This is a genomic window from Pseudomonas sp. o96-267 (assembly GCF_003935465.1).
GTDB lineage: Bacteria > Pseudomonadota > Gammaproteobacteria > Pseudomonadales > Pseudomonadaceae > Aquipseudomonas > Aquipseudomonas sediminis.
Genome location: NZ_RHQP01000001.1, coordinates 262,209 through 287,438, shown reverse-complemented (window position 1 = coordinate 287,438; position 25,230 = coordinate 262,209). Strand labels below are relative to the sequence as shown.

Annotated in this window: 22 protein-coding genes; 1 reads left to right on the top strand and 21 read right to left on the bottom strand. The window is 63.8% G+C overall.

Features of this window, described 5'->3' with window-relative positions; translation table 11 throughout:
- Positions 1–4: 4 nt before the first annotated feature.
- From EGJ86_RS01225 to EGJ86_RS01160, 14 genes are all read right to left on the bottom strand, one after another.
- Positions 5–1,252, bottom strand: coding sequence for an NAD(P)/FAD-dependent oxidoreductase (locus tag EGJ86_RS01225; protein ID WP_125833648.1), 1,248 nt, complete (start codon positions 1,250–1,252; stop codon positions 5–7).
- Complete coding sequence (locus EGJ86_RS01220) at positions 1,239–2,387, bottom strand: sodium:proton antiporter (protein WP_125833647.1); 1,149 nt, start codon at positions 2,385–2,387, stop codon at positions 1,239–1,241. The genes EGJ86_RS01225 and EGJ86_RS01220 overlap by 14 nt, the downstream gene beginning before the upstream one ends.
- Positions 2,384–4,711, bottom strand: coding sequence for an MMPL family transporter (locus tag EGJ86_RS01215; protein WP_125833646.1), 2,328 nt, complete (start codon positions 4,709–4,711; stop codon positions 2,384–2,386). The genes EGJ86_RS01220 and EGJ86_RS01215 overlap by 4 nt, the downstream gene beginning before the upstream one ends.
- Positions 4,695–5,321 (bottom strand): outer membrane lipoprotein carrier protein LolA, encoded by a 627-nt coding sequence (locus tag EGJ86_RS01210; protein WP_256672114.1) that lies wholly within the window; start codon positions 5,319–5,321, stop codon positions 4,695–4,697. The genes EGJ86_RS01215 and EGJ86_RS01210 overlap by 17 nt, the downstream gene beginning before the upstream one ends.
- 104 nt (positions 5,322–5,425) lie before the next feature.
- On the bottom strand, positions 5,426–5,851 hold the full coding sequence (locus tag EGJ86_RS01205) for a thioesterase family protein (RefSeq protein WP_125833645.1): 426 nt from the start codon (positions 5,849–5,851) through the stop codon (positions 5,426–5,428).
- Entirely contained in the window at positions 5,844–7,385 is a 1,542-nt protein-coding gene (hutH, locus tag EGJ86_RS01200) for a histidine ammonia-lyase (protein ID WP_125833644.1), read from the bottom strand. Before hutH ends, EGJ86_RS01205 begins: the two co-directional genes overlap by 8 nt.
- Positions 7,366–8,313, bottom strand: a complete 948-nt coding sequence (locus tag EGJ86_RS01195) for a glycosyl transferase (protein WP_125833643.1) — start codon at positions 8,311–8,313, stop codon at positions 7,366–7,368. Before EGJ86_RS01195 ends, hutH begins: the two co-directional genes overlap by 20 nt.
- Complete coding sequence (locus EGJ86_RS01190) at positions 8,310–9,056, bottom strand: glycosyltransferase family 2 protein (protein ID WP_125833642.1); 747 nt, start codon at positions 9,054–9,056, stop codon at positions 8,310–8,312. Before EGJ86_RS01190 ends, EGJ86_RS01195 begins: the two co-directional genes overlap by 4 nt.
- The gene (locus EGJ86_RS01185) at positions 9,049–10,713 is read right to left on the bottom strand and encodes an acyl-CoA synthetase family protein (protein ID WP_125833641.1); all 1,665 of its coding nucleotides are present in this window, start codon (positions 10,711–10,713) and stop codon (positions 9,049–9,051) included. The genes EGJ86_RS01190 and EGJ86_RS01185 overlap by 8 nt, the downstream gene beginning before the upstream one ends.
- On the bottom strand, positions 10,710–11,255 hold the full coding sequence (locus tag EGJ86_RS01180; protein WP_125833640.1) for a hypothetical protein: 546 nt from the start codon (positions 11,253–11,255) through the stop codon (positions 10,710–10,712). Before EGJ86_RS01180 ends, EGJ86_RS01185 begins: the two co-directional genes overlap by 4 nt.
- A 4-nt stretch (positions 11,256–11,259) precedes the next feature.
- Positions 11,260–11,526 carry an acyl carrier protein gene (locus EGJ86_RS01175; protein WP_125833639.1) on the bottom strand — a complete coding sequence of 89 codons (267 nt, stop codon included), beginning with the start codon at positions 11,524–11,526 and terminating at the stop codon, positions 11,260–11,262.
- Between the two features lie 12 nt (positions 11,527–11,538).
- Positions 11,539–11,799 (bottom strand): phosphopantetheine-binding protein, encoded by a 261-nt coding sequence (locus EGJ86_RS01170; protein WP_125833638.1) that lies wholly within the window; start codon positions 11,797–11,799, stop codon positions 11,539–11,541.
- Complete coding sequence (locus tag EGJ86_RS01165; protein ID WP_177431950.1) at positions 11,780–12,589, bottom strand: 1-acyl-sn-glycerol-3-phosphate acyltransferase; 810 nt, start codon at positions 12,587–12,589, stop codon at positions 11,780–11,782. Before EGJ86_RS01165 ends, EGJ86_RS01170 begins: the two co-directional genes overlap by 20 nt.
- Positions 12,562–13,278 (bottom strand): beta-ketoacyl synthase chain length factor, encoded by a 717-nt coding sequence (locus tag EGJ86_RS01160; protein ID WP_125833637.1) that lies wholly within the window; start codon positions 13,276–13,278, stop codon positions 12,562–12,564. The genes EGJ86_RS01165 and EGJ86_RS01160 overlap by 28 nt, the downstream gene beginning before the upstream one ends.
- Positions 13,279–13,527: 249 nt before the next feature.
- On the opposite strand from EGJ86_RS01160, the gene EGJ86_RS01155 reads away from it, so the two are divergent.
- On the top strand, positions 13,528–14,298 hold the full coding sequence (locus tag EGJ86_RS01155) for a ParA family protein (protein WP_125833636.1): 771 nt from the start codon (positions 13,528–13,530) through the stop codon (positions 14,296–14,298).
- Positions 14,299–14,343: 45 nt separating this feature from the next.
- Here EGJ86_RS01155 and EGJ86_RS01150 read toward each other — a convergent pair whose 3' ends face one another.
- The 7 genes from EGJ86_RS01150 to EGJ86_RS01120 all read right to left on the bottom strand — a co-directional run bounded on the left by EGJ86_RS01150 (position 14,344) and on the right by EGJ86_RS01120 (position 25,072).
- Positions 14,344–15,141 carry a universal stress protein gene (locus EGJ86_RS01150; protein ID WP_125833635.1) on the bottom strand — a complete coding sequence of 266 codons (798 nt, stop codon included), beginning with the start codon at positions 15,139–15,141 and terminating at the stop codon, positions 14,344–14,346.
- A 122-nt stretch (positions 15,142–15,263) separates the two neighbouring features.
- Positions 15,264–15,707 carry a PaaI family thioesterase gene (locus tag EGJ86_RS01145; RefSeq protein WP_125833634.1) on the bottom strand — a complete coding sequence of 148 codons (444 nt, stop codon included), beginning with the start codon at positions 15,705–15,707 and terminating at the stop codon, positions 15,264–15,266.
- A 92-nt stretch (positions 15,708–15,799) separates the two neighbouring features.
- Positions 15,800–16,234, bottom strand: coding sequence for a thioredoxin TrxC (trxC, locus tag EGJ86_RS01140; protein WP_125833633.1), 435 nt, complete (start codon positions 16,232–16,234; stop codon positions 15,800–15,802).
- A 58-nt stretch (positions 16,235–16,292) separates the two neighbouring features.
- A complete protein-coding gene (locus EGJ86_RS01135; RefSeq protein ID WP_125833632.1) occupies positions 16,293–18,083 on the bottom strand; it encodes an SLC13 family permease in 1,791 nt (596 codons plus the stop codon).
- A 283-nt stretch (positions 18,084–18,366) separates the two neighbouring features.
- On the bottom strand, positions 18,367–19,830 hold the full coding sequence (selO, locus tag EGJ86_RS01130) for a protein adenylyltransferase SelO (protein WP_125833631.1): 1,464 nt from the start codon (positions 19,828–19,830) through the stop codon (positions 18,367–18,369).
- Positions 19,831–19,846: 16 nt separating this feature from the next.
- On the bottom strand, positions 19,847–23,197 hold the full coding sequence (gene mscK / locus EGJ86_RS01125; RefSeq protein WP_074676367.1) for a mechanosensitive channel MscK: 3,351 nt from the start codon (positions 23,195–23,197) through the stop codon (positions 19,847–19,849).
- A gap of 129 nt (positions 23,198–23,326) precedes the next feature.
- Entirely contained in the window at positions 23,327–25,072 is a 1,746-nt protein-coding gene (locus tag EGJ86_RS01120) for a potassium/proton antiporter (RefSeq protein WP_125833630.1), read from the bottom strand.
- Positions 25,073–25,230: the final 158 nt, after the last annotated feature.

Here is a 25,230-nt window from a genome sequence, read left to right as displayed (position 1 = left end):
CTTGTCAGGCTTGGGAACAGAGCTCTGCGAGAACTCGCAGGCGGCGGCGTGGTTCGGACACGTAGGGATTCTTACCGTCCCAGGCGTAGCCGGCAAGGATCGAGCTGATCATGCGGCGAATTTCCGGGGAGGCTTTTTCGTAGTAGATCACGTCCTGGAAGGAACCCTCGTACCAGCCTTCGACGTAGACACGGAAGGTATCCACGCCGCGTTTGAGCGGGATGGCGAACTCGGTTTCCCAGTCCACCGTCTCGCCCTCGAGCTGACGATGCAACAGCCCGGCGGCCATGCTCGCCGAACGCATGGCGATGGTCACGCCGGAGCTGAATACCGGATCGAGGAACTCGGCGGCGTTGCCCAGCAAGGCGAAGCCTGGGCCGTGCAGGCTCTTGACGTTGGCCGAGTAACCGTTGATCTCGCGCGCCGGGGTATCCCACACGGCATTGCCGAGCACCTTGCTCAACGATGGGGTCTCGGCAACGAACTGCCTGAGACAGGCATCGAGATCTTTCGGAGAATTCTCGTAGTGCTCGGCTGCGGCGACCACGCCCAGCGAGCAACGGCCGTTGCTGAATGGGATGGTCCAGAACCACACGTCGCGCAGCGTCGGGTGAGTGGTGATGAGGATCATCTCGCGGTTGAAGCCCGAGGCCGGGTCGATGCGATCCTCGATATGGGTGAACACCGCACGGCGGACTGGGAAAGCCGACGGCGTGTCGAGATCGAGTAGACGCGGCAGCACGCGGCCATAACCGCTACCGTCGAGGACGAAGGCGCACTCGACCTGGTATTCATGACCGTCGGCCAGGCGACGTACCGACAGGCGCGGGCAGTCGCCGCTGAAGTCGGCGGCGAAGATTTCTTCCTCGTAGCGAATCTCCACGCCCTGGCGCTCGGCCTCGTCGGCCAGCAACTTGTCGAAGTCGGCGCGGATGACCTGATAGGTCGAACCCTTGCCCTCGGTGAATTTGTCGCGGAAGTCGAAGCTGGTGTAACGGTCGCCCCAGGCGAAGGCTGCACCGTGCTTGGTCTGGAACCCAGCGGCTTGCACGGCCTCGAGCATGCCGGCTTCTTCGACGAAGTCCAGGCAGTGCGACAGTAGGCTTTCGCCGATGGAAAAGCGCGGGAAGCGCTGGCGCTCCAGCACCAGTACGTCATGACCCTTGCGTTTGAGGATGGCGGCTGCGATGGCGCCGGACGGGCCGGCACCGATGACGACGATCTGGCGTTGTTCGAGTTCAGGAGATTTCATAGCGGGCTTTCGCTTCATGATTGGCCGCATGCCGGCCCAGCAGGGCAGGCAGCAGAGTAGAGAACAGACTCATCAGCAGCAGGCCGAAGTACACCGTTGAATCAATCAGCTGGAGCTGCAGGAGCAGGTTGAGGAACACGATTTCGGTCAGGCCACGGATGTTCAGCAGCAGGCTTTCGCGCCACTTGATCCGTGCCGACGCGGCCGGATCTGCCCAGTGCAGACCCAACCAGCTACCAAGCACCTTGCTGATGACCGGCAGCGCCAGCAGGGTAACCAGTAGCAACCAGGACAGGTGTTGATCCAGGCCATGGAAATCAACGCGCAGCACGCCATAGGTGAGGATCAGCGGGACTGCGAGCCCATTCATCGCCCGTTTCCAGTGACGCTCCGCGAGTGGCAGGACGAAGGGCTGGCGCAGGTAACCCAGACACAGCATGTAGCCGATGCCGAACACCAGCGCATTCAGTTCAAGCTGCTGCAACGCCAGCATCAAGGCGAAGAATGGCAGGCTGTAGAACGACGGATGACGCAGCCTGGCGGCACGCAGCAACAGGGGCAGCAATGCCGCCAACAAGGGCCACAGCAGCGTTGCCGGCTGGCTGCTGCCCTGGGCCAGGCCGAACAGACTCCAGCACATGAAATCCATCAGGATCGCCGCATGCAGCAGACGTTTACTGTCGGCAGGCGGGTAGCCGATGCTCTGCAGAAACAGGTAGAGCACGGGAATGGCGGTGATGGAGAACAGCAGGCCGATGCCGACGGCACTCAGCCAGCCGCGCTCGCCGGGCAGCAACCAGAGCGAACAGGCCAGGCCTGCGAGCATCGGCACGAGGAAACTGGGCAGGGCGATCTTCACGCACGCCGGGCTGAGGTCGAGATCGATCACGTCGCTGAGGATGTAGCCGAGTAGCAGCGCGAAGCACAGACCGTAGGCAAGCTCCAGCCAGTCGGGCGCCAGCAGGTCGCTGGCGCTCAATTGCCAGTGCGGCTCGGCCCACAGCAACAGCAGCGCCGGGATGGCCAGCGCTGCCACCAGCAATTGGCCGACGATGGGAATCAGGCGGCGCCCACCGACGACCGCGACCAGCGCATAGATGGCCAGGGCCAGCAACCAGAACAGGACGACCGTCATGGCTGCTTATCCTCTGCTTGCGCGTCACCTGCCCAGGGGGCGAGGAGGAAGCTGAAGGCCAGGCCGATGCTGATGGCCAGGCCGAAGTTGCTCACCGCAGGCGTACTGGAAACGGCCAGCAGGCCGAACGACAACCAGGTGGTCAGTGCCGACAGCAGCGTGCCGAGCAGGCTGGTGGCCGCGCCGCCGACCCGTTCGCGAATCAGAATGGCGTAGTCCACGCCGATGGCGGTGACCAGTAGCAGGCCGAACAGGCTGAACAGGGTCAGCGGCTGGCCAAGCCAGCCCAGGCTGGCCAGGCTGGCCAATGCGGCCAGCAGCGAGACCGCCAGTACGCGAGCGGCACCGCGTGCGCCAAAGAAGATCCAGAGCACAGCGAAGATCAGCAGGCAGGAGGCCAGCTTGAGTTCGGCGGCGCTGACTTGCGTGGCGGCGAACAGGCGATTGAGCTCGCCGAGGCGGTCGACCAGTTTTACCCCGTCCAGTCCCTCGACCTGGGCGGCAAGCAGATCGCTGTCGGTCAAGCCTTGCAGGCTGATCAAGCCGGCGACCTGGCCGTCATCGGCGTTGCCCAGCCAGAGTGGCCGCCAGGGCTCACTGAGTGGCGCGGATAGCACCTGCTCGATGGTCAGCGTCGGCAGTGCTTGCAGCTGTTGCGCTTCCTGCTCGATGGCCTCGGCGGGGATGCCCAGTTCGTTGAGTGCAGCGCTATGGCTCGGGAGCTGTGCCACGGCTTGGCGCAGTGCCTCCTGCTGGGTGGCTGGCGCCATCAGCTGGCTCAGGGCCAGATAGCTCTTCAACTGGCCTTGTTCCACCAGCTTGTCCAGGCGTTGGCTCAACGACTGCTGGCGTTGCAGCAATTGTTCCTCGTCGTCGCCGTGCACCAGAAAGAACTGACTGGTCGGTTGCATGCCGACGATCTGGCTGATGGCTTTCGATTGCTCCAGCAATTGCGGCGGTACGCTGGCCCACTGGCGCAGGTCGTCCTTGTGCGAGAGCTGCAACAGGCCACCAGCGCAAAACAGGGCGAAGATCAACAGCAGCCAGGGTGTGGGCAGTTTACGCAGCAAGGTTTCGCGCCGGTCGAGCAGGCGCTGCGCCAGGGCATGCGGCGGCTGCCAGGGACGTATCTCGGCCTTGCCGAGCAGGGTTGGCAACAGGAACAGCGTGCTCAGGTAAGCGCCGAGCAGGCCGGCGGCGGAGAAGATCGCCACTTGTTTCAGCGCCGGGAACGGGGTGAAGGCCAGGGCCAGATAACCGATGACATTGGTCAGCAGACCGAGGCTCAGGCCAAGAAACGTGGCGCGCAGGGCACGCCAGCTATCCCAGGGTTGCAGCGTCCAGCTTTTCGACAGCAGGTGCAGGGGGTAGTCGATGGCCACGCCGATCAGGCTGGCACCCAGCACCAGGGTCATCACGTGGATATGGCCGAACACCGCGACGCAGGCCGTGAGCCCGGCGAGCACGCCAATGGCCGCGGGGATGAAGGCGAGCAGTACGCGCACCCGGCGAAACACCAGCAGCATCATCAGCAGGGCGCCAGCGCTGGCGATGCTGCCCATCAGGCTGATTTCGCGAGTGGCTTCGCGCTGGCCATGGGCGGAATACAGCAGCCCGCTGCTGGCGAGCAATTGGCCGCCGCGTGCCTGCACCTCATCGCGAGCCTGGGCGACCAGATCGTCCACGGCCAGTGCCAGGTTGCCGTCGAACGCGTCGGCGTTGGTGCGGGCGCGCAGCAGAGCCCAGGTGGTCCCCTCGCTTTCGGCGATCAGCGCGCCGCTGAGGTCGACCTGGACATTGTGGTAATGCGGAAGCCCTTTCTCCACCAGGGTGCTGAGGCCGAGCAGATCATCATTGGTGGCAACCACGCCCTGACTGCGGAAGGGGTCGAACAGATCCTGCACCCGTCGCTCGACGAAGGCGGATGGGTTGTCGATCAGCAATTGACGGTCGGCAGCCGGCAACAGCGCCAGGCGTTGATCCTGCAGTTGCTGGCGTATGCCGGACAGGTCGGCTTGCGGAACCCACTGCACCTTCTCGAACAGCGCCTGTTGCTGCCAGCGTGTGCCCAGTTCGGCGGCCAGTGCCAGGGCTTGCTCGCGCTGCGGGTGGCTGATCAGCACCAGCAGCTCGCGATTGAGCGGCTCCTGCATGCGTTGCACTGCCTGCTGCTCGAGCGCGTCCGGCGTGCCGTTGGGTACCAGTTCCAGCAGGTTGGCCGAGACGGGCGCGCCGCCGCGCCACTGCCAGGCAGCGACGGCAACGAGCAGGACCAGGGCGAGCGGAAAGAGCCGTGAACCCCAGTATTCAACTCTGGAAGTCATGTCGCTCCGCGTCGCTCAGGGACTGATCGGCCTGATTGTCCTCAAGGCGCAGCACGGTGCTGTCGCCCTGGGTTTCCTGCAGCTCGATACGCTGCACCAGCTCACCGCCGGTGATGACGATGGCCTTGAATACCTGCTTGAGCAGAACGCTGCGGGGCGTCAGATCGAGCTGCCAGGCCTCGGCGCTACCGCTCAGGCTTAGTTCGAAATCCTGACGCAGACCGCTGCTGTCGCCCTTGAGCACGGCGAGAAACAGGCGGTTCTGCTGCGCGGTGGCGCTTTGCTGGGCGACGAACTGCCAACCCTGTTCGCTGCGCCGGGCAATGCCTTGCGCGTCGATACGGTAGTCCTGCTGCAATGGGCGTTCGAGCAGCCAGAGCAGGCCATGATCCTTGGCCAGGACGAAGGTGCCGCGGCTGGTCAACGGTTTCGGCAGGGCGCGCAGGTGTTTTTCCTGGATGAAACTGCCGCGCACTACCTCGGGCTCGCCGAGTTGCTCGCTGAGCTGGTCGAGGTCGAAGGCCAGCGCCAATTGGGCAATGCTCGCCAGCAGTAGCCCGGATGCAATCCGGGAGATACATCTGGCGACGCGGCTTTTCCTGGATTTCATCCAGGCGGCGCCTGTAGGAGCGAGCTCTGCTCGCGAAGCTTTCGGGGTTGCCCAGGTTCGCGAGCAGAGCTCGCTCCTACGAAAACGTCGCCAGGTCACGGGGGTCATGCCAGCGCCTTCTGTACGGCATCGATGAAGACCAGGGGCGAGGCGAACTGCATTTCTCGCGTGGCGATCTCCACGGCAACCTGCACGGTGCTGCCGCGGGTCATGCGTTCGCCGGTCTCAGCATCGCTGATCAGGTAGTTGATCTTCAGGCGGCTTTCCCATTCCACCAGGTCGGCGCGCACGATGATGCGCTGGCCGAACTGGGCGCCGCGCACATAGCGTACCTGCAGGTCGATCACCGGCCAGGCGTAGCCGGAGTCGCGCATCTGCCGGTAGTTGTGGTCGAGCTTGTCGAGCAGGGCGCAGCGCGCCTGCTCGAAGTATTTGACGTAATGGCCGTGCCAGACGATTTCCATCATGTCGACATCATAGAACTGCACCTGCAGTTCGATTTCCGCCTGCAATACGCCCTTGCTACGCATACAGCCTCCAGTGCTGAGTGCGGATACGCTCCAGGCACAGGCGCAGTTCGCCTTCCAGGGCGCGGTCTTCGATCACTGGCGGGAAGTCTCTGGCCAACTGTTCGCGCATGGCGGCCAGTGGCGCGGGGATATCCTGCTTGCCAGCCCGCTCGCGCAGCCACACGCCCTGGTTGGCGGCCAGCAGCGTGGCAGCGGCGACCTGTTCGGTCAGCTCCAGGCTGCGCAGGGCATCGCGTGCGGCGATGGTGCCCATACTCACCTTGTCCTGGTTGTGGCACTCGGTGGAGCGCGAGAACACGCTGGCCGGCATGGTGTTCTTCAGTGCTTCGGCAGTCCAGGCGCTGGCGCCGATCTGCACGGCCTTGAAGCCGTGGTTGATCATCGCCGTCTCGACTGGCGCGCCGGACAGGTTGCTCGGCAGACCGTGGTTGTAGCGAGTGTCGACCAGCAGGGCGAGCTGGCGGTCTAGCAGGTCGGCGACGTTGCCGACCAGGTTCTTCAGGCTGTCCATGGCGAAGGCGATATGCCCGCCGTAGAAGTGGCCGCCGTGCAGGGTGCGCTCGGTCTCGGCGTCGAACAACGGATTGTCGTTGGCGCTGTTGAGTTCGATCTCGATGAACTGGCGCAGCAGGCCCAGGCTATCGGCCAGCACGCCAAGCACATGTGGCGCGCAACGGATCGAATAGCGATCCTGCAGGCGATGTAGCGGCGGCAGTGGCGCTTCGACGGCCAGATCCTGGCGAATCCAGGCGGCGACCTGGGTCTGGCCCGGGTGCGGCTTGGCGGCGAACAGGCGCTCGTCGAAGTGCTCCGGATTGCCTTCCAGGGCGATCACGTTGAGCGCGGTGATGCGCGTCGCCAGCTTCAGCAGGTAGTCAGCGCGGGCGTAGGCCAGGCAGGCCAGGGCGGTCATCACGGCGGTGCCGTTCATCAGCGCCAGGGCCTCTTTAGGGCGCAGGGTCAGTGGCGTCCAGCCGAGTTCTTCATGCACCTCGGCGGCGCTGCGGCGCTCGCCTTTGTAGAGTACTTCGCGCTCACCGCTGAGGGTGGCGGCGACGTAGGACAGCGGGGTGAGGTCGCCGCTGGCACCGACCGAACCTTCTTCCGGGATCAAGGGCAGCACGTCGTGCTCGATGAACGCCTGGATACGCTCCAGCAGTTCCACGCGTACCCCGGACACGCCGTGGCATAGCGACTGCAAGCGGGCGGCGAGCACCGCGCGGGTACTGGGGGCGTCGAGCAGTTTGCCCAGGCCACAACCGTGGAAGGTGAACAGGTGCTGGGGCAGCGCCTCGACCTGATGCAGCGGCACCGCGACCACGCAGGAGTCGCCGTAGCCGGTGGTGACGCCGTAGATCACGCCTTCCTTGTCCAGCAGGGTGTCGAGGAAACGTGCGCCCTTGGCGATCTTTTCCCGGTAGGCGGCATCGTCCTGCAGCTGGGCACGGGCCTGGCGCTGCGACAGGGCTACGATGTTCTCGATGGTCAGGGCGCGCTCGCCGAAGATCACCGGCTCAGGCTGGTATGTCGTCATCTCGCTTCCAGAAAGGGTAGAAGTTGAACCATTGTTGCGGTGCGTCCAGGCAGTGTTCGCCCAGGCGCTGCGCGTAACGTTGTGCCCAGTCGTGAACCACCTGATCGCGCTCGCTGCGCTTCCAGCTCACGGCATCGGCGAAGTGTTCCAGACGCACCTGGTAGCGCCCATCGATCTTCAGGCAGTGCATCAGCCCGACCGGGCATTGCAGCAGGCCAGCCAGCAACCAGGGGCCTTGCGGAAACGCTGCCGGCAGACCGAGGAAGTCGACCACCACGCTGCGCCCGCCATGTAGCGGCACACGGTCGCCAGCGATAGCCAGCCACTCGCCGCGCTCCAGGCGCTCGGCCAGTTGCAGCATGATCGCCGGATCCAACTCGCTGACTTGAATCAGGCGTAGGTGGCTGGCGCCGGACTCGCCCAGCAGGCGGTTGAAGCGCTCGGCGTGCTTGGTGTGCACCAGCACGTTCATGCATACCTGCTCGCCGAGTTCGGCCAGGGCGCGGCAGACCTCCAGATTACCCAGGTGGGCGCCGACCAGCAGGCGTCCGCGACCACCGCTATGCAGTTGGCCGCGGATGTCGTCGGGATCGTCCAGTTGCAACTGCTGCAGTGGCAGGCGGCCGTTCCACACATCGAGCTTGTCTAGCAGGCTGTCGGCGAACGCCAGGAACTGACGCAACACAGAGCTGCGGCTTGGGCGCAGATCGGGGCGTGCGCTCCAGGCGGCCAGGTTGTTCTGATACTGATGAATGCTGGTGCGTGCACTACGGCCGAAGAGGTAGAAGTACAGGACGATCAGGTACAGCAGCGGTACCAGGGGGCGGCGGCCAAGCAGGCGCGCGGCCGCGACGGTGAAACGCATCAGCAGGAAACTGCCGCGCTCCTTCTGCCGGGCCCAGTGCTCGTTTTGTTCGGCAGCGCTCATGCGACCAGCCTGCGCCAGAGAATGCGCGGCGCGCGCAGCAGCATGCCGAAGAACAGCCGGGCATGCATGCCCGAGATCAGCAGGTTGTCGTGCCACAGGCGAAAGTGCGAGAGGCCGTCGGCCGGGTAGTGCACCCGCGTTGGCAACCAGTGCATCGGCTGTTCACGCCAGGCCATGCGCACCAGTATCTCGGTGTCGAAATCCATGCGCCGGCCGAGCTTCACCGTATCGAGCAGGGCCAGGGTGGCCGGCAGTGGGTAGATGCGAAAGCCACACATGGAGTCGCGAATCTGCAGCGACAGGCAGTTGATCCAGACCCAGACGTGGGTCAGGTAGCGGGCGTAGAGGCGTGACTTGGGCACGCTCGCATCGTACTGCGGGTAACCGCAGACCAGCGTTTGCGGATGAGCGCGAGCGGTGGTGATGAAATGATCCAGGGTGTTCAGATCGTGTTGACCATCAGCGTCTACCTGCAGGGCGTGGCTGTAGCCAAGGCGCTCGGCCTCGCGCAGACCGGCCATCACTGCGCCGCCTTTCCCCTGGTTGCTCGGTAGGCGTAGCAGGTGAATGTTCGGCTGCTGCGCCAGTTCATCCATAACCGCAGCGCAGGCCGCGTTCGAGCCGTCGTCCACCAGCAGGCATGGCAATCCAGCGCTGCGCAGTTGCCCGACCACGCCGGGCAACGGCCGCTCGTGGTTGTATACCGGGATCACCGCGCAGGGATTGAAGTCTGGCTCAGCCATGGGCCGGCTCCAGCAGAATGCGCCCTGAGGAACAGGCAGCCTCGCCATTGCGGTAGGCGAAATACAACTTGCCGCGTTCGGTGTCGAAACGCAGCGACAGCTGCAGGGTGTCGCCGGGGCGTACCAGTTGCTGGAACTTGAGCACTTCCATGCCTGCGAAGCGCGGCGGCAGATGTTCGATCAACTGGCGCGCCAGTTGCTGCGCCCAATCGACCTGCACCACGCCCGGCAGTACCGGCGTCTGTGGGAAGTGGCCGGTGAAGTGGGCAAGGTCCAGCGGCACCTGCAGTTGCAGCAGCCATTCGCCGTCACGTTCTTCGGCGCTGACAGGCTCTACCCTCGTTGGTCGTGGCGCAGCCAGCAGGTCGTCGATCTGGCTCTGCGCCAGCTTGCCCTGGCTGCTGTAGGGCAATTCCAGCAGCAGACGCCAGCGGCGCGGCAGGGCGATGGTTTCGCAGTGTTCGGCCAGGTGTCGACGCAGGGTTTCGGTCACGGTACGGCGGCCCTGGTTGCGCAGGGCATGCACGCCGTTGGCGCTCAGCGCCAGCAAGGCACCGAGGAAGGCGCGACCCTCCTGAACGACACCCAGGCGGGCATCGGCAACCCAGTCATGATTGACCAGTGCCTGCTCGATCATGGGCAGGGAGATGCGCTTCTCCTCCAGCTTGACGATGCGATCCAGTCGTCCGCGCAGGAAGAAACGACCGTCGTCACCGATCTCGGCGGCATCCGCGCTCTGTTCGATATGTCCGGCTGGCAAATATGGCGAGGCGATGCGCAGGGCTCCGGCCTCATCCAGGCTCAGTTCGACGCCGGTGAACGGTTGCCAAGGCGTGTCACCCTGGCGCCAGCCGATACCGCCGGTTTCCGAACTGCCATAGATTTCCGTCGGCCATTGGCCCAGACGGTCATGCAGGGCCTGCGCTGCTTCGGCGGGCAGGGGGCCGCCGGAGGAAAATACCTGTTTCACGCGGCTCAGCGCCGTCCAGTCGAGGTTGTCGCCCATGCGCTTGAGCAGGGCCGGGCTGGCGACCCAGACGAAATGGGGCTGACTGAGGCTGACCTGCTGCAGGTCTTCAGGGAATGGCAGGGCGCGGCTGTGCACCGGGCGACCGGCGCATAGCGGCCACAGCAGGCGGAACAGCAGGCCATAGATATGCTGGCAGGCGACGCTGCCGAGAATGGTCGCGTTGCCCAGGTTGGCACCCCAGAGCTCTTCCAGAGCGCTGACCTCGTTGGCCAGTTGCGCCAGGCTCTTGTCGATCAGCTTGGGTTCGCCGCTGGAGCCCGAGGTGCACAGCGTCAGGCAGCAGTGCTCGGCGTCGAGAGCGGCAGCGGGCAGCGCCTCGGCGTCCAGCCCTGACAAATCATCCAGCCACAGATCGACCTGGGCTGCCAAACGTTGGCGGGTCTGCACTTGGGCATCGGCGGGCAACAGCACCTGTACCCCGGCGCGCCAGGCACCAAGCAGGGCGATCGCCAGCTCGCCGGCATCTTCCAGATACAGTGCCACGCGCTTTACGCCATGCCCCTGTAGGGCAGCGGCCAGGCGCAAGGCACGCTCACGCAGTTCCGGATGATGCAGTGCGGGTTCCAGAGCGACCTGGCGCTCGTGGTGAGTCTCGAGCAACAGATCGGTGAGGGGCAGCCAGGTCATTCGTGTTTCCTTACTTGCTGGCGCACCAACCACTCGCCAGCGAACAACAGGCCGATCAGGCCGTAAGAGATTAATCCGGTGTACAGCGTCCACCAGGACAGCGGTGCCCACATCGCCAGTGCCATCAGTAGGACGGTATTGCCGAGGAAGAACAACGCCCACACCTTGGTGACGGTGCGCGTATAGCGCACGGCGACTTCCGGTAGCTCTGGCTCGCGCAGGCGCGCCATGCGTTCTACCAGCGGTGGGCCAAACTTCAGACTGAGTCCGAACAGCGCCAGCAGCATCAGGTTGAGCAGTACCGGGTACCAGCGCAGCAGTGCCGGTTCGTTGGCGACGCCGAGCAGCAGGCAGAACACCAATGCTGCCACTGCCAGCCACAGGCCGCCCGGCCGGCGCCGTGCCGTCAGAGCGCGGGCTAGCCAGAGGCCGCCCAGCAGCGCGGCGAACACGCGTGGCGACCAGTGCTCCAGGCCGTAATAGACGGCGAATGGATAGAGGATGCCGGCGATCAGCAACAGCAGGCCAAACAGGCGAGCCATGGGGTCAGTCTTGGGCCTGAGGAACGTCATTGATCAGGCGATAGACGGCCTCGACCACATCGCCCACGCTGCGCACGCTTTTGAACTCTTCCGCAGCGAGCTTGCGCCCGGTCTGGCGCTTGATATGGTCGATCAGGTCGACCGCGTCGATGCTGTCGATTTCCAGGTCTTCATACAGGCTGGCGTCCAGGTTCACACGCTCGGCATCCAGCTCGAACAGCTCCACCAGGGCGCTACGCAGGGTAACGAAGATTTCTTCACGGCTTTGCATCGCGGATAGTCCTCAAGCAACTTGCTGGGCAGAAACGAACGCAGCCAGGCTCGCGACGTTGGCGAAATGCTTGCGTGTGTCCTTGGCTTCGGCGTCGATCTTGATGCCGAAACGTTTCTGGATCGCCAGCCCCAGTTCGAGTGCGTCTACCGAGTCCAGGCCGAGCCCTTCTCCAAAAAGCGTCTGCTCTGCGCCGATGTCATCGGCGCTCATGTCCTCTAGACCGAGGGCATCGATAATCAGGTTCTTGATTTCAAGTTGCAGATTGCTCATCTGAGGCGAGCTCCTTCATAAAGTGTTGGTGCAGATGGTCGTTGAGCTTGCGCGAGGCAATCGGCAGTGGTGCCTGCTCGGTGAATTGCCGCGGATCGATATCCTCTCCGACCCGCAGGCGAAAGTGAAAACGGCGCGACGGAATGCTGTACCAGGGTTCGGCCTTGGTCAGGGTGGTCGGTGTCACGCTGATGACCACCGGGGTCACCACGCTGGCACCACGCACGGCAATCGCGGCGGCGCCACGGTGAAATTCCGGGTTGCTGCCGGGCACCGTACGGGTGCCCTCGGGGAAAATGATCAGAGTTTCGCCGCTTTGCAGGGCGCTGGCGGCCTCATCGAGCATGTCCATGCTGCCGCTGTTGCTGATGTACTGGGCGGCGCGAATCGGCCCGCGCATGCAGGGGTTTTCCCACAGGCTCTGTTTGACCACGCAGTTGGCGTCGCGGATGAAGGCGATCAGCACGACCACGTCGATCAGCGAGGGGTGATTGGCGATCACCATTTGCCCTGGACGGCCCAGGCGCTCTGCGCCCTCGACCTCATAGGTGAGTACACCGGTGCGGAACATGAACTCGACGAATAGGCGAAACGTCCGGCTGACCACGGCGCGTGCTCGGGTACGCCGACGCAGAACGTCGCCGGGCAGCAGGCTGAGCAGGGGGAATACCAGCACGCGTAGCAGCACACCACCGACGCCGAAGAGGGCGAAGCTCAGTGCTGTGGCGACAAGCCTCCATGCATAAGGCGGGCTGTAAGGGCTCAGGCCTCGTTGCGTGACCAGGTCCATTGGCGGTCTTTCCAGTAATGAGTCAGCGTTCGCTGCCCGCCATGGAAGGCGCGCAGCAGGTTCAGGGGGTGTGGCCAGGCGGCGGGTAAGCCGGATTCGGCGGGAGCGAGGCTCAAGGTCCAGGTTGTGCCCGGTTTCAGCAGCAGAGCCAGCGCGTAGGAGAAGGGTACGTCATCTATATAGGGCGTGTAGAGGTCAGGCGGTAATTCTTCTGCAATAACTAGTAACACTGCAGGAGCGCCTTCGGCCAGCAGGCCACTTGCTTCGACCATGGCCTGTTCCAGGCCGTCGCCGGCGGCGGCCATGGCGGTCATCTCGCTACGGTCTTCACGCAGGATCGACCACAGGCCGATGATGGCGTTGTGCACAGACAGGCTGAATTGGGTAGGCGACAGCGGCTCGCCCTTTGCCAGTTCGTTGAGGATTGCCAGCGTGCGTGGGGTTTCGCCATGGCGCGAGGCGAACACCAGGGGTAAAGGGCCTTGGCCTTCTGCCAGTGGCCAGGCGACATGGAACAGCATGCGCGCCAGTCGGCTTAGACGACGCCGCTGCATGGCGGGTAGAAAGCTTACGTCCGGCTGCTGCTGGTCGTCAGGCACGACCGTGGGGGCGCTGCACCAGGCCCGCCAATCATCCTCTGACTCCAGGCCGGGGGCCCAGGCGCGCAATCCTTCGATCTGGAAATTCATAGCACGAGGCTTTTCGCCACTCCGGGCATACTGGGCGGCACGACGAGTCGCCTGAAAGAGACGGCGTCAGTCAGTGCCATGGCATAGTGCCGGTACTTGTTCGGGCGGGCATTATCTAGATGCGCGCGGCACTGTGCAAATGTTGCGCAGCTTCTTCTGATGGGCGGATGATGGCGATGTGGCCTACGTCTCGTGCTTGTCATGGGCTTTGCATAGAATTCGGAACATTCCAGATCAGGGAGAGCGGCGATGCGACGTGTGGTGTTCAACCAGAAGGGGGGCGTGGGCAAGTCCAGCATCGCCTGTAATCTCGCGGCGGTCAGTGCGGCGCAGGGCTACCGTACGCTGCTGATCGACCTGGATGCCCAGGCCAATTCGACCCATTACCTCACCGGGCTGACCGGCGAGGAGATTCCCATGGGTATTGCCGACTTCTTCAAGCAGACCCTGGCTTCCGGGCCTTTTGCGAAGAAGGGCAAGGTGGATATCTACGAGACGCCGTTCGACAACCTGCATGTGGTCACCGCCACGGCAGAGCTGGCCGAGCTGCAGCCCAAGCTCGAGCAGAAACACAAGATCAACAAGCTGCGCAAACTGCTCGACGAGTTGGCCGAAGATTACGACCACATCTACCTGGATACCCCGCCGGCACTGAATTTCTATACGGTTTCAGCCTTGATCGCCGCAGACCGCGTGTTGATTCCCTTCGACTGCGACAGCTTCTCGCGCAACGCGCTGTACGGCCTGCTGGCCGAGATCGAGGAGTTGAAGGAGGACCATAACGATGCTCTGGAGGTGGAAGGTATCGTGGTCAACCAGTTCCAGCCACGCGCGACCTTGCCGCAGCAGTTGCTGGACGAGCTGATCGCCGAAGGACTGCCGGTGTTGCCGGTAAACCTGATGAGCTCGGTGAAGATGCGCGAGTCGCACCAGGTGTGCACGCCGCTGATCCATCTGGATGCACGGCACAAGCTGACCCAGCAGTTCGTCGAACTGCACGATCTGCTCAATCAGGCTTGAAGGTTTGTCAGCGATAAATCAAGGCGCCCGTGGGCGCCTTGTTCGTTAACGCACCACGAACACGTCGCAGGGCGCCTTGTGCAGGAAGTGCTGCGCCAGGCTGCCCAATAGCGCCTGAGAGAAGGCGCTACGGCCGTGGCTGCCGAGTACCAGCAGTTCTGCTCGACGCGTCTTGATCTGCTCCTGCAGGCTGCGCAGGATACCGCCTTGCAGCACTTCATGGCTCAGTTTCGGGCCGTCCGCTGGAAGTTTCTGTGCTTCGTCGAGCAGTAGCTGATCGATCAGGCCTTGCTGGGTCTGCAGTTGCAGTTCGACCTGCTGCGGCGTGCCCTTGTCCGGTTCGAATACATGCAGGGCGTGCAACTCGGCATGGCCAGGCAGCAATTGATAGGCCTGGCCGAGTGCGCTGCAGGCGCACAGGGAAAAATCGATGGCGGCCAGCGCCCGCTGGTAAGGCTGGGAGTCGTTGCGTGCGACCAGCAGCAGCGGCACGGTGCAGCGTCGGGCGATACGGTCGAGGCTGGTGCCGGAGAAAAAGTCATGGCGCTGGTGGTGCCCGCCCAGCACCAGCAGATCGCAGCCGCTGTCCTGAACCTGTTGCAGGACGACCTCCGACGGTTTGCCGCTGAGCATGCGCAGCTCGGTGCCGGGCGGGGCGTATTGGGTCAGGCTGCGATCCAGCGCCTGGCGCGCTTTCTCATGCTGGTCGCTGCTCTGGCTCGGGTCGAGCACATGGAGCATGGTCAGGCGGGCGTTATGCTGCTGGGCCAGTTGGGTGGCGCGGCATAGCGCCATGTCAGCGGTGTCGCGCAGGTCATGGGCGATGAGGATGTGCTTGAACATGGTGACGGCTCTCCTGCCGATACCCCTCGGCAATTTTATTGTGCCTGTTCAGATAGCCGCTCTTTTGACCTATGGCAAGGTCAGGGACTGTTACCGAGTGCGAATGCAGGCAGCGGCGTCATTCAGCGTAAACGCAATTGGTAGTGGCCGCGACTTTCTGCGACTACTTCTCCATCACCGTCGGTCAGTTGCAGCTCCAGCAGGTAATCGGCCTTGCCCTGCTGGCTGGCCTGTTCTTCCAAGCGAGCGATTTCCTCGGCCGAAAGGCGCGCCTCGACCTCGATATCACCCGTGGCGGGGCGACGAAAACGCAGGTTCATTTCCTTGATGATGGGGTAGAAGCGCTGGGCGTCGAAGCTGGTCAGAAACAGCGCGCCGCCGGGTATTTCCGCCAGGGTGAAGAGAGCGCCGGCGTACATGCTGCCGATATGATTCTGGTTGCCTTGCAGGGGCATGCGCAGGCGCACGAAACCTGGTTCCAGCACCTCGGCCTTGAGGCCGCTGCGTTTGACGAAGGCGATCTGTTCTTCGGTGAGTTGGCGGGCGATTTCAACGGGCAGCGGCATGGCGAAGCTCCTTGAGCGGACGTTTTGCCAGACTAAGGGGCCGGTGGCGCGCTGCAATTGACCGCAGCGCCCGCGGCGAGTGACCGAAGCGCTCAGATACCCTGCTGACGCAGCCATGCCTGCAGTTGCGGCAGCGGCATGGCGCCACTCTGGCGGGCGACTTCGACGCCGCCTTTGAACAGGATCAGGCTGGGAATCGAACGGATGCCCAATTGCCCGGCCAGGTTCGAGTTGGCCTCGCTGTCCAGTTTGCCCAGGCGGCAGCGCCCTTGCAGTTGTGCGGCCGCCTGCTGAAAGGTTGGCGCGAAGGCCTGGCAGGGACCGCACCAACTGGCCCAGACGTCCACCAGCAATGGCAGGTCGCCCTTCAACTGACTGGCGAAGTTGGCTTGGGTCAGGGTGATCGGCGCAGCGGGAAGCACTTCACTCTTGCAGCGACCGCAGCGCGGCGTGTCGTTCAGACGCTCGGCAGGAATACGGTTGAGCCCGTTGCAGTGCGGGCAGGGAATCAGCAGCGGATCGGACATGAGGCGAGGCTCCGTGGGGCATGTGCATTAAATGGAGCCAGCGCCTGCGGATATCAAGTCAGAGCGGGGTCAGCGGGAAGAACCAGGGGATGACCACTGTAGCGACGCCCCACAGCAGCAGGTTCAGCGGAATACCGATCTTCATGAAGTCGGTGAAGCGGTAGCCACCGGCGTTGTAGACGAAGGTGTTGGTCTGGTAACCGATGGGCGTGGCGAAGCTGGCGCTGGCGGCGAACATCACAGCGACGACGAAGGCGCGTGGGTCGACGCCCAGATGTTGAGCCATGCCAATGGCGATGGGGGTCACCAGTACGGCCACGGCATTGTTCGACAACACCTCGGTGAGGATGGACGTGAATAGGTAGATGAAGCTCAGCATCAGCAGCGGCCCGGCCCAGGGCAACCAGCCCATGACGTTCTCCACCATGAGTTTGACCAGACCCACCTTGTCCATGGCGATGCTGATGGCCAGCATGCCGAAGATCAGGCTAAGGATCTTCCAGTCCACAGCCTTGTAGGCGTCTTCCACGTCCAGGCAGCGAGTGGCCAGCACGGTGACTGCGCCGATGATCGCCAGGCCCTCGATGGGCATCACGCCGAAAGCGGCCAGCAGCATCACGGCCAGGGTCGAGAGAATGGCGATCGGCGCCTTGTCGCGACGGAAGGCGCGCTCCTGCACGGCGTTGAGGCTGATCAGCTCGCCGTTGTCGGCGAAGCGTTTGATCTGCGCAGGGGTGCCCTCGACCAGCATCACGTCGCCGAATTGCAGCTCGAAATCATCGAGGTTGCCCTGCACGTTCTCGTCCTGGCGATGCACGGCGAGTACGGCGATGCCATAGCGCGCGGTGAGGTCCAGATCGCGCATCGGCCGGTGGCTGTAGCGTGAGTTACGCCCGACTATGGCTTCGGCAAGGATCACGTCGTGGCTGCTGATGGTCTCGAAGGCGTCACCACGGTTGAAGCTCAGGTGGCCACTCTCGCGCAGCTCCACCACATCCTTGACCTGGCCGTGCAGCACCAGGCGGTCGCCGCTGGCCAGCAGGGTGTCGGCGCCGGGGGCGGTCAGCTCCTGCTCTTCACGGAACAGTTTGAGCACCTGCAGGCCGCTGCCGCCGTTGAGGTTGGCGTCGTGCAGCGTCTTGCCGATCATCGGCGAGTCATGCGGCACCAGCAGTTCGGTCATGAAGGTGCGCGACAGGTCGGGGCGCAGCTGGCGCGACAGGGTCTCGCGCTCTGGCAGCAGGTGGCGGCCGATGGTCAGCAAGTAAAGCATGCCGACCGTGGCCAGGATCAGACCCGCACCGGTGATCTCGAAAATGCCGAAGGGCTCCATGCCGGCCTTGCGTGCTACGCCGTCGACCAGGATGTTGGTCGATGTGCCGATCATGGTCAGGGTGCCGCCGAGGATGGTGGCGTAGGACAGTGGAATCAGCAGTTTGGATGGCAGGGTGCCGGCGCGGCGCGCCAGGGCGATCGCCACCGGGGTGAGGATAGCCACTACCGGCGTGTTGTTCAGGCAGGCGGATACCACCAGTGCGGTGACGGTGAGGCCGGTGAGTACGCGAATCGGGCTGGTGCCGACCAGATTGCCCAGCCAGTTACCGAGGGCGTCGATGCAGCCGGTACGCTCCAGCGCGGCGGACAGCACGAACATGCAGGCGATGGTGACGGGGGCCGAGTTGGACAGCACGCTGAGCACTTCGCCTGGCGTCAGCAGCTGGCTGACCAGCAAGGCGGCCACGGCGATGGCGGCGACGATGTCCGGGCTCCACTTTTCGCGAACGAAGGCATAGAGCACCCAGACCAGCAGGGCGCCGACAAACAGCAGGGGCAGGGAGTCCCAGAGCATGAAAATCCTTAGAACCGGCCTTTGATCGGCTAGGCGGCCTGGCTGTTTGCGCAGCAGGTCCCGGCCAGCAGGATCGGGGACAGATTCTTTGCGTCGAATCTCGTGTGAGGTATCGGGCACGCACTGGGCGGCCTGGCAGGGCGCCAAGATAGAGGGGTTCTTTTAGATAGTCTAAGAATGTTTGGGCAGATTGATATGCCTTTTCGATTTAACAGATAAGCACTGTCGAGGCCTTGGCCTGCGGCTGTGAGCCGCCGCGAGAGAGGGCCGACAGTGTTATCACTTACGACGAACAGCTGATCTCCAGGTGCTTGCCCCACTCCGGCGGGCGTTCGGCATAGCGTTGCATATCGGGTTGCTCGTCGAACGGTCGTGACAGCACGCTGTGCAGTTCGCGCACCGGGCCATAGTCGCCGCCCTCGGCCGCTTCGATGGCCTGCTGCGCCAGGTAGTTGCGCAGGATGTATTTGGGGTTGATCGCGTGCATGCGCGCCTGGCGTTCGCTCTGCTCGCCACCTTCCAGGGCGTAGCGCGCCAGGTAGTCCTGGCCCCAGGCATCGAAGCCCGCAAGGTCGACGAAATCCTCACGCACGACTTTCAGCGCTTCGGCAGGCGCCTGTTCGCCAAGGCGGCGGAAGAACAAGGTGTAGTCGGTGGATTTACCGGCCTGCATCAGTTGCAGCAGGCGCTGGATCAACGCTTCATCCTCATCCTCGGCGCTGGTGAAGCCCAGGCGCTTGCGCATCAGGTCGAGGTAGTGTGCCTGATACAGCGGCAGGAACAGGTCCAGCGCCTCACGCAGTTTGTCCACGGAGGCGAATGGGGTCATGGCCTGGGCCAGAGCGGCGAGGTTCCAGTGCGCGATGGGCACCTGGTTGCTGAAGCTGTAGCGGCCAGTGTCGTCGGAGTGGTTGCAGATGTGATTGGCGTCGAAGTCGTCGAGGAAGGCATAGGGGCCGTAGTCGAAGGTGATGCCAAGGATCGACATGTTGTCGGTGTTCATCACGCCATGGCAGAAGCCATAGGCCTGCCAGTGGGCGATCATCGCGGCGGTGCGTTCGATCACCTCGCGCAGCAGCGCCAGCCAGGGTTCGTCCTGTTCCAGACAATGCGGGAAGTGGCAGGCCATGACGTGTTCGCCAAGGGTCTTCAGGTGCTCGTGCTGGCGCGTGTAGTAGAAGTATTCGAAGTGGCCGAAGCGCACATGGCTCTGCGCCAGGCGCAGGACCATGGCCGCGCTTTCCTGCTTCTCGCGCCACACCGGCGTGCTCGAACCGGTCACGCACAGCGCGCGCGAGCTGGGGATGCCGAGGGCGTGCAGGTGTTCGCTGGCGAGAAATTCGCGGATCGAGCTGCGCAGCACCGCGCGGCCGTCGCCCATGCGCGAGTAAGGCGTCATGCCGGCGCCTTTGAGGTGCAGATCCCAATGCTCGCCGCTCTGGTTGACCACTTCGCCGAGCAGCAGGCCGCGACCATCGCCCAGGCGCGGGGTGTAGCCGCCGAACTGGTGGCCGGAATAGACCATGGCGCGAGGTTCGGCCTCTTCCCACAGCTTGTGCCCGGCGAACAGTTCGGCGAACTCGGGGCGCTGTGCCTCTGCAGGGTTGAGATCGAGCAGGGCCATGGCCGCCTCGCTCGCCACCACCAGGCGTGGCTGCTCGATGGGTTCGGGCAGCACCTCGGTGGAGAAGGTATCACCGAGGCGAGCGAAGCGGTTGTCGAAGGTCAGCGTGTCGAGATTTTTCACCTGGGCTCCTGGCTGCTTAGGGCGTTGTGGGCGGCTGGGGTGTTTGTTGCACCCCGGCGGCTCCTGCGGCGGCGGCCTTGGCCAGACTCTTCTGGTCGAGCTTCTGCTCGCCATGCTCGAGATTCTTTACGTACACCTCGACCTGGCGGAAGGCGATGTTGATGCCGTTCTTCGGGAACTCGCGGTCGATGAAGCGGTTGATCTCGTCGGTGGCCGGGTTGCGGTCGCCGAGGTCGCGCACGTGGATACGCAGCTCGTGGTCGAGCGTACTCTCGCCAAAATTGAGGAAGTAGACGATGGGCGCCGGCTCCTTGAGCACTCGCGGGTTTTCCTGCGCGGCCTGCAGCAGCAGCTTGCGCACCAGGTCGAGGTCCGAACCATAACCGACGCCGACCTTGAGGGTGACGCGGGTAACCGTGTCGCTCAGCGACCAGTTGATCAACTGGCCGGTGATGAAGGTCTTGTTCGGAACGATGATTTCCTTGTGGTCGAAATCGGTGATGGTGGTGGCGCGGATGCGGATCTTGCTCACCGTGCCGGAGAGGTTACCGATGGTCACCACGTCACCAATACGCACCGGGCGCTCGAACAGGATGATCAGGCCGGAGATGAAGTTGGCGAAGATTTCCTGCAGGCCGAAGCCCAGGCCGACCGACAGTGCCGCCACCAGCCACTGCAACTTGTCCCAGCTCACCCCCAGCGTCGACAGCGTGGTGACGATGCCGATGGCCACCAGCGCATAGGACAGCAGGGTGGTGGTGGCATAGGCGCTGCCCTGCGCCAGGCGCATGCGTGACAGCACCAGTACCTCAAGCAGGCCGGGCAGGTTGCGCGCCAGGGCCACGGTGATGGCGACGATGATCAGTGCACCGATCACGTCCATCAGGCTGATGGGCACCAACGTCGCGCTGTCCCCGGAGCCGCTGCTGTATTCGTACAGAGTGACCGTGTCGAGGTAGGTGAATACGCCGATCAGATCGGCCCAGACCGCGTACAGGCAGACCAGGAAACCGCCGAGCAGGGCCAGGCGGATCAGGCGCAGGGACTGCTGGTTGACCTGCTCGATGTCCAGAGTGGGCTCTTCCACCGGTGCTTCGCCATCCAGGCTTTCCTTGCTCTGCGCCTGGCGTTTGGCCAGGGCGCGCTGATAGGCCAGGCGCCGTGCCGCCACACTCAGGCCGCGTACCAGCGTGGCTTCGACGATCAGCAGGATGATCAGCAGGTACAGGGTATCGATCAGCCGGTCGGTGAGCTTGAGTGCGGTGTAGTAATAGCCGAAGGCGACTGCGCCGATCAGCGCCAGCGGCAGCAGGTTGAACAGCACGCCGACGCCGGTGCGCAGCCCCGAGGTGTTCTCGCGCAGCGGTGCGCTGAACAGCAGGTGGAACAGCAGCCAGGCCATCAGGGCATAGCAGCTCAGCACCACGATGATGCCGATCACGTCGCCGGCCAGGCTCGCCGGCTGGTGCTCGGCAATGCTCACCACGGCCACCAGGGCCATCACCACCAGCCCCAGGCGACGCAGGTGCTGACGGAAGAAGGCGACGTTGGCCGGTGGCCAGTGGAAGTGCAGGATGGCCACGCCATCCGGGGAGAGAATCCGGTGCAGGGTGTAGAACACCAGCCAGGCCTCGGCCATCTCGTAGAGCGCGGCGCCCAGGTAGAGGTTCTGCCCGCGTGCATCATGCAGCAGGGCGTAGCCGCACAGTGCCAGGAACAGCGTTACCGGCAACGCCAGGATGATGTTGAGCCCCAGCGCCATGGGCGTGTGCAGCTGGCTGTCGTGCTTGTAATGACCAATGTCGCCATGCAGCGCGCCGAGCTTGCTGAACAGGTACTGGCGCCGCCAGAGAATCAGGGCGCAAAGCAGAATCAGCGGCAGGAACACCAGCGGGCGCTCGAACAGGCCGGCGCCGAGCTCGCTGATGGCCAGGCCCCAGGGCATGTTGGCCAGTTGCTGCTCGAGACGACGTGGTGCCGATTTCAGCCAGTCCAGATCGAGTGGCTTGTTGCTGGGAATCCAGAACATCTGCTCGTCGATGGTGGCGCGCAGGCTGCTGGCCGTGTTTTCCAGCTCCTTCTGATTGAGCTGCAGCGTGATCGACTCGTTGAGCAGCGCATTCAGCGAGCGGTTGAGGCGATCGAGCAATTCACGCCGGGTATTGAGCTGGTCGCGCAGCGCGCTGCGCAGTGCCGGCGTGACCTCCTCGCTCGGTTGGCCGCTGAGCAGATTGTCCACATAGCGGGCGGGGTCGCTGATCTCCTCACGCTGCTTGTTCAGCTCGAACTGGTAGAGGCGAATATCGGCGATCTCGTTGGCGAGTGAACCCTCTTCGAGTTTCAGCTTCGGTAGCGCTTGCTTCTGCTGGTAGAGCACTCTCGACAGCAGCAGGCTGCCTTGCAGCACCCGGATCTGCTCATCGAGCGCCTGGTTGGCCTGGTTGAGGTTGTCCAGCTGCTGGCGGGTTTGCAGGTTCTGCTCGGTCAGTCCATTGAGGCGATCTGTCGCGCGCAGCAGGTAATCGGAGAGCTTGAGGTTGAGCGTACTTTCCCGGGCCAGCAGTTTGTCCGAGCTGGCGCGCTCGGCCTCACGCGATTGCTCGGCGACGGTCTGTTCCGATTCTGCGCGGCGGCGTTCGTTGATCAGGCTTTGCAGTGCCTGGCGTTCCTGCTCCGCACGATTGATGCGCTCCTCGAACAGGGCCCGCTGTGCGCTGCCGAGGTCCTGCAGCAGGCTGTTGCCGGCCAGTTCCTGGCGGCGCAGCTGGGTTTGCGCCGCGAGCAGCGAGAGCTCTGCAGTGAGTTGATTGCGGCGCTCCTGAGTCAACGCCTTGCCATCGAAGCGACCGCTCTTGAGGCCGTCGTTGATCAGCTGGCTGCGTGTCTGGTTCTGGCTGATCTCCGCCTGGGCGCGCTCCGGCCGGGTCTGTGCGGTGATCACCAGGCTGTTGGCCTCGATGATTGCCTTGTTCCATTCGCTGAGCTGAGTGGAGCGCTCGCTCAGTAGTTGCTCGAGCTGAGCGAGCGAGGTTCGTGCGTGGCGCTCGGCGATCTGCTGTTCTGGGCTGGCCTTGAGCTTGTCCAGTTCACGCTGTGCTTCGCTGATCAGGCGTGGCGCCTCGTCCAGTTGTTTGCGCAAGTCGTTGAGGCGCTGGTCGGCGGTTTGCCGGTCCCGCAGCATGCGCAGCGTTTGTTCGAGGGTCTGCTTGAGCGCCAGTTGCTCGGCTTCCGGCAGCTTGCGATCAGCCAGGCTGTCCAGGCTCTGCTGCACGCTCTCTGCCGTCGGTGGTTCTTCGGCGAACACGGGTGGGATGCCGATGAACAGGGCAAACAGAACGGCTGCTAGGGAAAGGCGCGACAGATGCATGGTCGATTGATCTACTGAGTGAACGGCAACGATGGAGAATACCTGCGGCACAACGAAGACGCGGGCCCTTGTGGCCCGCGCGTGATGCTGATGCTAGCAGAGTCCTGGCAGGTAGTTTTCAACTGCTTGCTAGAAGTGCAGCCCGGGGCCAGGGCGTGAGCCTTCTGGGAATCTGACGCCGACTTTACGCACCTTGTTCCCCTCCATGGCCGCGACCGTCCAGGTCAGGCCCTGCCATTCCACCTGGTCACCGACTACCGGTTCGCCACCGATTTCGTGAGCGATGAAGCGGCCCAGCGGCTGATTGCCCTCCACCTCATCCAGCTTGAGGCCGTAGAGCGAGGCAACCGCGCTCAGTTCGGCGTCGCCTTCCAGCACGAAATCACCGAAGAAGCGCAGGTCCTGACCCCGCTTGGGTGCCTGGCTGAACAGCTTGCCAAGGGCCGGCAGGTCGTGCTCGTGGCCGATCACGCAGAGCAGATCCCCTGCTTCCAGGCGGGTACTGCCGGAGGGGTGAAGCAGGTCACGGCCACGGAACAGCGCGGCGATGCGGGTGCCCTCGGGCATGTTCAGCTCACGCAGGGCCGCGCCGATGCACCATTTTTCTGCACCCAGGCGATAGACGAACAGCTCCCACTGGCTGGTCGGGTGTACTTCCAGGCCGGCGCGTGACACCGGTGCGGGCTCTGGCGGTACGGTCACGCGCATCAGCTTGGCGGCCAGCGGCAGGCTGGTGCCCTGCAGCAGCAGAGAGATGATCACGATGAAGAACGCCACGTTGAAGAACAACTGCGCGTTGGGCAGGCCGGCCATCAGCGGGAACACCGCGAGGATGATGGGCACGGCGCCGCGCAGGCCAACCCAGGCGATGAATATCCGCTCGCGGTCGTGGAAGGCACGAAACGGCAGCAGGCCGAGGAAGATCGACAGTGGCCGCGCGAAGAGAATCATCCACAGAGCCAAGGCCAGCGCCGGCAGTGCGATGGGCAGCAGCTCGTGCGGCGTGACCAGCAAGCCGAGAACCAGGAACATGCCGATCTGCGCGAGCCAGGTCAGGCCGTCGAGCATATGCAGGATGCCGTGGCGCGAGCGGATTGGCCGGTTGCCCAGCAGCAAGCCGCACAGGTAGATGGCCAGGATGCCGCTGCCGCCTACGGCGGTGGTGATCGCGAAGATGATCAGGCCGCCGCTGACCACCAGCAGCGGATAAAGGCCGGCGGCCAGTTCCATGCGGTTGATCAGTTTGAGCAGCAGCCAGCCGCCACCCAAGCCCAGCAGGGCGCCGAGGCCAAACTGCTGTACCAATTGAATCGGCAGGTCCCAACTGAAGCCGGTCTGGCCGCTGGCGAGCATGGCGATCAGGGTAACGGTGAGGAATACCGCCATCGGGTCGTTGCTACCGGACTCGATTTCCAGCGTGGAGCTGACTCGCTCGTTGAGGCCGCGCCCACCGAGCAAAGAGAATACTGCCGCCGCATCGGTGGAGCCGACGATGGCGCCGATCAGCAAGCCTTCCAGCAGCGTCAGATTGAACAGCCAGGTAGCCGCCAGGCCGGTCAGGCCCGCGGTGATCACCACACCCACCGTCGCCAATGACAGGGATGGCCACAAAGCCACGCGGAAACTGGAGACCCGGGTGCGCATGCCGCCGTCGAGCAGGATGATCGCCAGCGCCAGGTTACCGACCAGATAGGCGAGGGGGTAATTGTTGAAGATGATGCCGCCGGGGCCGTCGGTGCCGGCAAGCATGCCGACGCCGAGGAAAATCACCAGGATGGGAATGCCAAAGCGCGACCCGAACGCGCTGACCAGGATGCTGGCTGCTACCAGCATGGCGCCGATCAAGAACAGATTATTGATGGCGCTGGCATCCAACTGCGTGTACTCCTGGCTGGGTCATTGGGGCGCCGCTATGCATGGCGCGTGCCAGGGATTCTAACCGTAGCCCTCGTACCGCTGTCAAAAAGGTTATTACATTTTTCTAACGCGCCCCTGGGCGCCCTGTTGCAGGGCGCCTCGGAGGCCTTCAGGGA

What these genes read in the sequence shown, in the direction of transcription:
- EGJ86_RS01225 (WP_125833648.1), bottom strand. Translation starts at nt 1,252, where the DNA reads ATGAAATCTCCTGAACTCGAACAACGCCAGATCGTCGTCATCGGTGCC.
- EGJ86_RS01220 (WP_125833647.1), bottom strand. Translation starts at nt 2,387, where the DNA reads ATGACGGTCGTCCTGTTCTGGTTGCTGGCCCTGGCCATCTATGCGCTG.
- EGJ86_RS01215 (WP_125833646.1), bottom strand. Translation starts at nt 4,711, where the DNA reads ATGACTTCCAGAGTTGAATACTGGGGTTCACGGCTCTTTCCGCTCGCC.
- EGJ86_RS01210 (WP_256672114.1), bottom strand. Translation starts at nt 5,321, where the DNA reads ATGAAATCCAGGAAAAGCCGCGTCGCCAGATGTATCTCCCGGATTGCA.
- EGJ86_RS01205 (WP_125833645.1), bottom strand. Translation starts at nt 5,851, where the DNA reads ATGCGTAGCAAGGGCGTATTGCAGGCGGAAATCGAACTGCAGGTGCAG.
- hutH (WP_125833644.1), bottom strand. Translation starts at nt 7,385, where the DNA reads ATGACGACATACCAGCCTGAGCCGGTGATCTTCGGCGAGCGCGCCCTG.
- EGJ86_RS01195 (WP_125833643.1), bottom strand. Translation starts at nt 8,313, where the DNA reads ATGAGCGCTGCCGAACAAAACGAGCACTGGGCCCGGCAGAAGGAGCGC.
- EGJ86_RS01190 (WP_125833642.1), bottom strand. Translation starts at nt 9,056, where the DNA reads ATGGCTGAGCCAGACTTCAATCCCTGCGCGGTGATCCCGGTATACAAC.
- EGJ86_RS01185 (WP_125833641.1), bottom strand. Translation starts at nt 10,713, where the DNA reads ATGACCTGGCTGCCCCTCACCGATCTGTTGCTCGAGACTCACCACGAG.
- EGJ86_RS01180 (WP_125833640.1), bottom strand. Translation starts at nt 11,255, where the DNA reads ATGGCTCGCCTGTTTGGCCTGCTGTTGCTGATCGCCGGCATCCTCTAT.
- EGJ86_RS01175 (WP_125833639.1), bottom strand. Translation starts at nt 11,526, where the DNA reads ATGCAAAGCCGTGAAGAAATCTTCGTTACCCTGCGTAGCGCCCTGGTG.
- EGJ86_RS01170 (WP_125833638.1), bottom strand. Translation starts at nt 11,799, where the DNA reads ATGAGCAATCTGCAACTTGAAATCAAGAACCTGATTATCGATGCCCTC.
- EGJ86_RS01165 (WP_177431950.1), bottom strand. Translation starts at nt 12,589, where the DNA reads ATGGACCTGGTCACGCAACGAGGCCTGAGCCCTTACAGCCCGCCTTAT.
- EGJ86_RS01160 (WP_125833637.1), bottom strand. Translation starts at nt 13,278, where the DNA reads ATGAATTTCCAGATCGAAGGATTGCGCGCCTGGGCCCCCGGCCTGGAG.
- EGJ86_RS01155 (WP_125833636.1), top strand. Translation starts at nt 13,528, where the DNA reads ATGCGACGTGTGGTGTTCAACCAGAAGGGGGGCGTGGGCAAGTCCAGC.
- EGJ86_RS01150 (WP_125833635.1), bottom strand. Translation starts at nt 15,141, where the DNA reads ATGTTCAAGCACATCCTCATCGCCCATGACCTGCGCGACACCGCTGAC.
- EGJ86_RS01145 (WP_125833634.1), bottom strand. Translation starts at nt 15,707, where the DNA reads ATGCCGCTGCCCGTTGAAATCGCCCGCCAACTCACCGAAGAACAGATC.
- trxC (WP_125833633.1), bottom strand. Translation starts at nt 16,234, where the DNA reads ATGTCCGATCCGCTGCTGATTCCCTGCCCGCACTGCAACGGGCTCAAC.
- EGJ86_RS01135 (WP_125833632.1), bottom strand. Translation starts at nt 18,083, where the DNA reads ATGCTCTGGGACTCCCTGCCCCTGCTGTTTGTCGGCGCCCTGCTGGTC.
- mscK (WP_074676367.1), bottom strand. Translation starts at nt 23,197, where the DNA reads ATGCATCTGTCGCGCCTTTCCCTAGCAGCCGTTCTGTTTGCCCTGTTC.